This window comes from Candidatus Neomarinimicrobiota bacterium (assembly GCA_022567655.1).
Lineage (GTDB): Bacteria > Fidelibacterota > SORT01 > SORT01 > SORT01 > JADFGO01.
Genome location: JADFGO010000092.1, coordinates 1 through 8,089, shown reverse-complemented (window position 1 = coordinate 8,089; position 8,089 = coordinate 1). Strand labels below are relative to the sequence as shown.

The window sequence follows — 8,089 nt, the reverse complement described above, 5'->3', positions numbered from 1 at the left end:
TTCCGATAAAGTTCGGTATGCCCCTTAACCACGACGGCATCCCCTTCTGCGATTTCTTCCGTTTGCTCTTCGAATCCCTGCCACATCTTGGCTGAAATTCTGCCTGTCTCATCCTGAAGGATCATGTCGAGATACGGGTCGCCTGCTCTCGTTTTACGAATGCTTTTCTCGGTTACGAGAAAGTATCCCTGGATATCCGTGTCGGGTTTAAATGACGAAATCTGTTGGGGTTTCTTAGCCATCAAGGATTTCAAAGTATATTCCGCTCAGTTCAAATGTCAAGCCCTTTTGAGTATCTTGATTCCCGGTGAGACTCATTTTCCTTTTAGATTTATCCTTCGGACGCTATCTTAAACCAACAACAGAAAAATTTCCGGAGGAGATATGGCTGACGGCATAGTTCACATTGAAATACCTGTAAAAGACCTTGAAGAAACGCCTAAATTTTATTCCGACATATTCGGCTGGGAGCTGACACCCGTCCCTGATAACGATTACATACTTTTTACCGCTGACGGAGCGGGAATAAGCGGCGCGTTCGTCAAGCCCGAAACGCACCAGATCGGAGGAACTGTCGGTTATATTCAGGTAGAGAATATCGAAGACTCGCTTCAATCTGTCGAAGATAACGGCGGGAAGGCTCAGAGCGGGAGACAGGACGTTGGTGACGCCGGATGGTTCGCGCTGTTCACCGACCCGGACGGCAATCCGATGGGACTATGGGAGAACAAGCCTGAATAAGGCTGCACCGCCATCGGCGGTAACTCTGACCGCTCTCCCTTGTCTTTGCGATCCCGATTTATCGGGAGAAGCAATCTCGGGATGCTTCGACTCCCCGCCTGACATCCATCGGGCAGGCGCTCAGCATGACAGGGTTTAAGAGATTGCCTCGTCGTATCGCCAGCCCGACTTATGTCTGGCGGGCAATGACATTATTTTGTCCTTCTTAACCTACAATACTGTTTCCCAAATCGTGCCGATAAAAAACGTCGAAATCAAAGCCAGATGCGCGGACCATGAACCGATAAGAAAGTTACTTATGTCGCAGAAAGCGCGCTTTGTGGGAAGAGACGATCAAACCGACACATATTTTAGAGTAGACGAGGGCAGACTCAAACTCAGAGAAGGAAATATCGAGAACGCTCTTATTTATTATCGCCGGGATAACAAAACAGGACCGAAGGAATCCGATGTCCGGCTGTTCGAGACGGAGCCGAATTCGCCGCTTAAGTCTATACTCTCCGAATCGCTCGGAATTTTAGTCGAGGTGAAAAAGAAGAGGGAAATTTATTTCATCGAAAACGTAAAATTTCATCTCGATGAAGTCGCTCGGCTCGGCAGCTTTGTAGAAATCGAGGCAATCGACGAAGACGGCTCGATCGGGATCAAAGAGCTCGATGCCCAGTGCAACAAATACTTAGCAATGTTCGGGATCGAGGAAACCGATCTGATTTCAAATTCTTACAGCGATATGCTGCTTGAAAAGCATGAGGGAAACGGACTGATCTCAGAGAGATAAATTTCTCAATCTCAGCGCGTTTCCGATCACGCTGACCGAGCTGAAGCTCATTGCCGCAGCCGCTATGATCGGGCTCAGCAGAATTCCGAAGAACGGATAAAGAGCGCCGGCAGCCAGAGGTACGCCGAGGAAGTTATAGATGAACGCCCAGAAAAGATTCTGGCGTATATTTCGCATCGTGCCTCTGCTCAACTTGCGCGCTCTTGCGATCCCCATCAGATCACCCTTGATCAACGTCACGCTGGCGCTCTCGATCGCGACGTCGGTTCCGGTACCCATGGCAATCCCCACGTCAGCCTGAGCAAGCGCCGGCGCGTCGTTTATGCCGTCCCCTGCCATAGCGACTATTTTCCCCGATTCCTGTAAACTCTTGACGATCTCGTTTTTTTCATCCGGCAGCACTTCCGCCTCCACCCGGTTTATCTCAAGCTCTTTAGCCACCCTCAGCGCCGCTTCACGATTGTCTCCGGTAAGCATCACCACTTCGATCCCCGCCTTTTGCAGATACCGGATCGCTTCCTTCGTGGTTGATTTGATCGGATCGGATATACCGATGAAACCTGCCGGTTCTTTATCAACCGCCACGAAGATAACCGTCTCGCCCTTTTCGAAATGCCCGGCTGCTTCCGATTCCAGTTCCTCTGTCGGCACGCCTTGCTCACTGATAAACTTGCTGTTTCCGACCGATACGATCTTATTATCAACTGTTCCTCTTACTCCTTTTCCCGTAACCGATTCAAAATCTGCCACTGCACCGAGCTCGATATTCTTTTCAGCAGCGTCTTCAATTATTGCCTTTCCAAGGGGATGTTCGCTTCCCCTCTCTACGCTCGCAGTGAGCCGGATCAGTTCGTTTTCGCTCCAATCGTTTAATGATTTTATCCCGACGACTTTCGGTTTTCCCTCGGTAAGCGTCCCAGTTTTATCGACAACAAGCGTATCGACCTTTTCAAGCCTCTCGATAGCTTCGGCGTTTTTTATCAGCACACCCGCTCTTGCTCCTCTTCCCGTTCCCACCATAATTGAAATCGGAGTTGCGAGTCCGAGGGCGCACGGACAAGCTATGATCAGTACCGCAACGGCGTTCACCAGAGCGTATGCTAATTTAGGATCGGGTCCGAATATGCCCCAGATGATAAATGTGATGATGCTTATGATCACGACCGCGGGGACAAAATATGACGATACCTTATCCGCAAGACCCTGTATCGGGGCACGGCTCCGCTGCGCCTCGCTGACCATTTTAACTATTTGTGAGAGCAGCGTATCGCTTCCCACGCGTTCCGCCTTCATCACGAACGTTCCGGTGCCGTTCACGGTTCCTCCCGTCACTTTGTCACCGGCGGTTTTGCTGACGGGCATCGGCTCTCCGCTGACCATCGATTCGTCGATATAGCTCTCGCCTTCCGTGATAGTTCCGTCCACAGGAACCTTTTCTCCCGGACGAACCCGGAGCGAGTTTCCGACCGTTACATCTTCAAGGGGTATATCCCTTTCCTCACCCTTTTCGCCTACAATACGCGCACTGTTCGGCGCCAGACCGAGTAACGCCTTTATCGCGCTGCTCGTTTTACTACGCGCCCGGAGCTCAAGAACCTGTCCGAGAAGCACAAGCGTTATTATGACCGCCGCCGCTTCATAATAGACTCCGACTTCTCCGTTTTCTCCGCGAAATGCTGCGGGAAACAGCTCCGGGAAAAAAGTAGCTACAAGACTGTACATGTAGGCAACTCCCGTGCCGATCGCAATCAGCGTAAACATGTTCGGGGATCTGTTCACCACCGAATCCCATCCTCTGCGGAAGAACGGAGCTCCCGCCCATATAACTACAGGCGTTGCGAGAGCTAATTCCAGCCAGTGTCCCCATCCCGGCGGCAGAAAACTGACGCCGAACGTCATTTTTGACATTGTGAATAGAAGAATCGGAACGGAGAAGACAAGGCTTACCAGGAAACGCCGGTTCATATCTTTCAACTCCGGGTTTTCCTCCTCGTCCAGAGTCACGGTTCGGGGTTCCAACGCCATTCCGCAGATCGGACATGAACCCGGTTCGCTCTTTACGACTTCAGGATGCATAGGACAGACATACTCGCGTTTTGTGATAATCTTAGTTTCAAGCGGTTCCAAACTCATACCGCATTTTGGGCATGCGCCCGGTCCTTCCTGCCGAACTTCCGGGTCCATAGAACAGGTATACAGAGCTGTTGAGCCTTCATCATGATGATGTTCGTGATCATGATCTTCATCGTGGGCGTGATCGCCGCCGCTTTTTGGAGTTTCAATCGGATATTTTTCCGGATCTTTGTCGAAAACCTCTTTGCAGAAATCCGAGCAGAAATAGATCGTATTTCCCTTGTATTCGCTGCTTCCGGCGGCGTTTTCCGGTTCCACCTCCATCTGACATACTGGATCAATTGCCATCAGTTTTCCTTATCTTAAAAATTGGTTCATTTCACGGAAGAGCTCATCTACTTTGCGGTCGGCGGCGTTTCCTTTGCTGTCGACGAATGCCTCCCTTACGCAGCTCTTTACGTGTCTTTCCATAATAACAAACGAAAGTGAGTCGAGCGCTTTTCTGACCGCTCTGATCTGGTGGACTATGTCCATGCAGTATTTTTTCTCATCCACCATCCGCTCGATACCGCCGATCTGACCCTTGATGGACTTAAGTCTTCTGAGCGATTTTTTTTGTGTTCCTGTATCCAGCATATTTGCTCCTTCGCTTTGTATACCCAACACCCCTGTGGGGTGTTAAAATTCATACATAAATATAAGCCTCCAATATCATTTGTCAAGGAAAATATATTTTGTGATAAGATTAGCCCAGCCGTTTATGGCTGGGACTGAAAATCCATGCCATACATCAAACGCCGTTCACGGCGTCAGAATCATATGATCGCTTTTTCTAAAGCTTCTTCCCATTTGACGGACGCACAAAAATCTCACGGGCTACTTCCTGATCCAGAGCGACTTCGGTTTCATCGACTTTTATCACGAATGAGGGAATTTTCTGATAAAGAGTGATCATCGCGCCCGGTTCGACTCCAAGCAGCGTCAGACGCTCGTACCGTTCGTGATACGCGGGAGTCGTGAAGATTATCTTGGAAGTTGAACCCACCTTGATCCGGTCGAGCGGAACCACAACCTGCTGTATATCCGTTTTAAAACCTTTGCAGCACTCCCCGCGCGGTATCTTCCGTCCATGCGGACAATACGTCGGATGGCCGAGCAGGGTACAGATCGAATCTTCCACCTCCGGACTTATCACATGCTCGAACTTACACGCCTGCGACTCCATCTCCTCGCCTGAGACCTGGAGCAGATCCGTGAGCAGGCGTTCGGTCAATCTGTTTCGCCTTATAAGACTTTCGGCTCTTTCCTCGCCCAGATCGGTCAGCACGTACGACTCACCCTCGACGTTGATAAACCTGGATTCATCGCTGTTCGGAGTGAATTCAACGTAATCGGATAAAGCGCTGTGATCGCACCGAACCTCTCTGCCGTTGGGAGCTTCCTTTGCGTTATCCTCCAAGAGCAGGAAAAGGTGCTCAAGCAAGTGGTCTAGCTTCTCTGATTTCATCTGTTTGTTTTTTACCGAATATTTTTCTGAATAAGTTTACAATGTGTGATTCTTCTATGTATTCATAACCGCAGTGCGGGCAGCAGAGAATATTGCATCCCTTGTTAAATGGACAGCCGGAGTGACATGCCATTTCTGCATAAGTGTATTCTGCTCCGCAGAGTGGACAGTTCATCCGGTGTATCCCGTCAGTTTAAGTATAAAATTCAGCATGCCTCCAACCAAGAAAGCTATCGGAATAATCACGGCGGACATAGCGAGCGTCATTTTCATTCCGCGTTCTTTTATCATTATAAGGAAGTTCGCTATGCACGGTATGAACAGAGTCAGAGTCACCGACGCCACCAGAATCTGTGCTGTAGTGAGATCCATGCCGTTCAGACCTGCGATTCCGTAATCCCTTCTCAGGAACCCGACGATGAACGCTTCTGTAGCCTTGGCGGGCAGACCGAGCACACTTTGAACTATCGGGCTTGAAAACCTCTCTATAACGAGCAGCGCTCCGGTTACATGAAGCAAATAAAGAAGCAATGTGCCGACAAAGAATAGAGGCACCGCCTCTTTTAGATACCATTCTGTTCTTGCGAGAGTTTTAACCGTGATGTTGCTCAGCTTTGGAACCCTTATAGGCGGCAGCTCGAGAATAAAATCCGAACCCTCGTCCGGAATCAATTTTGAAGCGAGGAATCCGACCACGATGAGTACGAGGAAAACTACCACTCCCCAGATCATCAATGCGGAGATCGAGATAGCGCCCAACAGTCCCATGATTACTCCCAACTGAGCGCTGCATGGAACTCCCAACGCGAGCAATAATGTCACGAGAATCCTCTCCTTTTTTGTGTCGAGGATACGTGTTGTCAGTGTAGCCATAGTATCACAGCCGAGACCGAGCACCATCGGAAGTACGGCTTTTCCGTTCAAGCCCATCAGTTTGAATACCTTGTTCAACATTACCGCCAGCCGGGGGAGATATCCCGAGTCTTCCAAAATCCCGAATGCGATAAAAAACGTTACCACTACGGGGAGTATGATGGCTATCGAATAGGGCAGCGCCATCGTCAGGAGTCCGTATTCTCCTACAAATATATCTCTTATAACAGCTATGGGAACATGGCTGAACAGATCGCTGAACCATACGGATAAATATTGGGCGAAAATCACGCCTTCGAGATAATCTGTCAAATATCCCGCCCCGAAAACACCGACGAACTGATACATCAGATAGAGAACAGCGGCGGCGGAGAACAAACCCCAAAAGGGATGCATCGTCAAGATACCGATTTTCGTGGCAATGTCGGAACTCTGCTTTCCAAACCTGCCGGTTGCTATGTCCGCTATCCTTCCCGCTTCTTTCATCCTCCGCCTTGTAATGACTCTCGACAGAGGTTCGTTAAATTTTTCCTGCACGGAACCTACTATGCTCTCGACCTCTTCGAGCTCCGCTGTTGACATCCTATCCTGAAGCCAGTCAACGATGGTCTCGTCACCTCCTAAAAGCATGAGGGCGATTGATCTTACTCCTGTCCTGATTTCAGGGAGCATCTTTTCTATCTTCTTCACGGCGGGTTCAATGAGCGGACCGTAATTCAGGCTCATCTCGGGAATCGCGGCAGTTTTCAGTGCGTCTCCGACCTCCTTTAAACCCTTTTTCCGCGTGGCGACCGTTTCAATGACCGGCACACCGAGAAGCTCTGAAAGCGCAGAAGCGTCCACGGAAACACCTCTCGTGATCGCCTCATCGGTCATGTTCAGATCCAGGACGACCGGAAGCTCCATCTCAGCCAACTGGATTGTAAGCAGAAGCCCTCTTTTAAGATTCTTGGAATCTATTACCTGTATAATCGACTTCGGTTTCTGCCTCAGCAGGAGGTCTCTCGTAACGCGCTCATCTTCCGAAGAGGGAAGCAGATTGTTCACTCCCGGTGTATCTATGATAGTGTCTTTGGTATCGTTAGTTCCGATCGTCCCCCTTGAAATCTCGACGGTCGTTCCGGGAAAGTTCGATACCGTTACGTACCTGCCGGACAGATACCCGAATACGACGCTTTTTCCGACATTCGGATTTCCGATCAACACTACGGGAGGTGATTTCGAAACAACTTTGGATGATGTATGTTCGTGCACCGCTAATCCGACCTTCTCTGACATTTGTCGCATAACCCGAACACGATCAGATTGTGCTTGGTGGGCAGGAATCCGTATTCTTTGCAGATCCTGTTCTGCTCCTCTTCCAACAATTTGTTGTTGAACTCGATTATCTTTCCGCACTGAGTGCAGACAAGATGTTCGTGATGCTTCTGTGCGAGTGTATTTTCAAAATGCACCTGACTCTGACCGACGTTTACCTTTGAGACAAAACCGTTCTCGACGAGCAGGTCTAAGGTTCTGTAAACAGTAGCGCGGGAGACCCGTTTCTTCTCGCTTCGGAGACGAAAATAGATCTCGTCAGCGTCGAAATGCTCCGAAGAGCTGTAGACCTCCTTGAAGATCGAAAGCCTTGCGGGCGTGCACTTCATACCGTTTTCATGAAGTGTGTTCCTGAACTTATCTATTAGCGCTTTTTCTATTTCCTCGCCAAATGTAATTGAAACTCATTCTCAATTAGAAACTACACATAATGTTTTAATGATGCAAGAGAAAATTATGATATTTTTAAGAAGTGTCATAATATACGCTTCGGATCGCAGGGTGAAACTGTCTGGTAGCTCGTTGGGCTCATAATCCAAAGACAGCAGGTTCTTCCGAAGGAACTCTCCAAAGGAGTCCTTCGTGACCTCCGGAGAAATCTACCCCCGATACTAAAGATATAGAGCCATAATCCTTGATTTCGCTTAAGAAGTCGGGGATTTTTCTATTTGTTGATTAGTGTCGTTTCGTGTTGTTTTGTGACGTTCAGGTTGGCTCATTTTCGCCACACCTATGTTCGCACCGAAATGATCTAATATTTACTGGACAAATGCTGAGTTATTGGCTATCATTATCTAAAA

General features: G+C 49.0%; 9 protein-coding genes. 2 read left to right on the top strand and 7 right to left on the bottom strand.

Translation table 11 applies throughout. The annotated features are described in order from the left end of the window. On the bottom strand, positions 1-254 hold a 254-nt coding region (locus tag IID12_08765), incomplete at its 3' end, for a hypothetical protein (GenBank protein ID MCH8289181.1). Between the two features lie 130 nt (positions 255-384). On the opposite strand from IID12_08765, the gene IID12_08760 reads away from it, so the two are divergent. Both IID12_08760 and IID12_08755 read left to right on the top strand, forming a co-directional pair. Next, complete coding sequence (locus tag IID12_08760) at positions 385-741, top strand: VOC family protein (protein ID MCH8289180.1); 357 nt, start codon at positions 385-387, stop codon at positions 739-741. A gap of 232 nt (positions 742-973) precedes the next feature. Then, positions 974-1,519, top strand: a complete 546-nt coding sequence (locus tag IID12_08755; GenBank protein ID MCH8289179.1) for a class IV adenylate cyclase — start codon at positions 974-976, stop codon at positions 1,517-1,519. On the opposite strand, the gene IID12_08750 is transcribed toward IID12_08755, so the two are convergent. The 6 genes from IID12_08750 to IID12_08725 form a co-directional block, all read right to left on the bottom strand. After that, positions 1,508-3,940 (bottom strand): heavy metal translocating P-type ATPase, encoded by a 2,433-nt coding sequence (locus IID12_08750; GenBank protein ID MCH8289178.1) that lies wholly within the window; start codon positions 3,938-3,940, stop codon positions 1,508-1,510. The genes IID12_08755 and IID12_08750 overlap by 12 nt on opposite strands. 9 nt (positions 3,941-3,949) lie before the next feature. After that, positions 3,950-4,228, bottom strand: coding sequence for a metal-sensitive transcriptional regulator (locus tag IID12_08745; GenBank protein MCH8289177.1), 279 nt, complete (start codon positions 4,226-4,228; stop codon positions 3,950-3,952). A gap of 196 nt (positions 4,229-4,424) precedes the next feature. Then, positions 4,425-5,099: a metal-dependent transcriptional regulator gene (locus IID12_08740; GenBank protein ID MCH8289176.1), complete on the bottom strand. Its 675-nt coding sequence runs from the start codon at positions 5,097-5,099 to the stop codon at positions 4,425-4,427. Next, positions 5,068-5,274, bottom strand: a complete 207-nt coding sequence (locus IID12_08735) for a hypothetical protein (protein MCH8289175.1) — start codon at positions 5,272-5,274, stop codon at positions 5,068-5,070. Before IID12_08735 ends, IID12_08740 begins: the two co-directional genes overlap by 32 nt. Then, positions 5,271-7,259: a ferrous iron transport protein B gene (feoB, locus tag IID12_08730; protein MCH8289174.1), complete on the bottom strand. Its 1,989-nt coding sequence runs from the start codon at positions 7,257-7,259 to the stop codon at positions 5,271-5,273. The genes IID12_08735 and feoB overlap by 4 nt, the downstream gene beginning before the upstream one ends. Then, on the bottom strand, positions 7,229-7,618 hold the full coding sequence (locus tag IID12_08725; GenBank protein ID MCH8289173.1) for a transcriptional repressor: 390 nt from the start codon (positions 7,616-7,618) through the stop codon (positions 7,229-7,231). The genes feoB and IID12_08725 overlap by 31 nt, the downstream gene beginning before the upstream one ends. Positions 7,619-8,089: the final 471 nt, after the last annotated feature.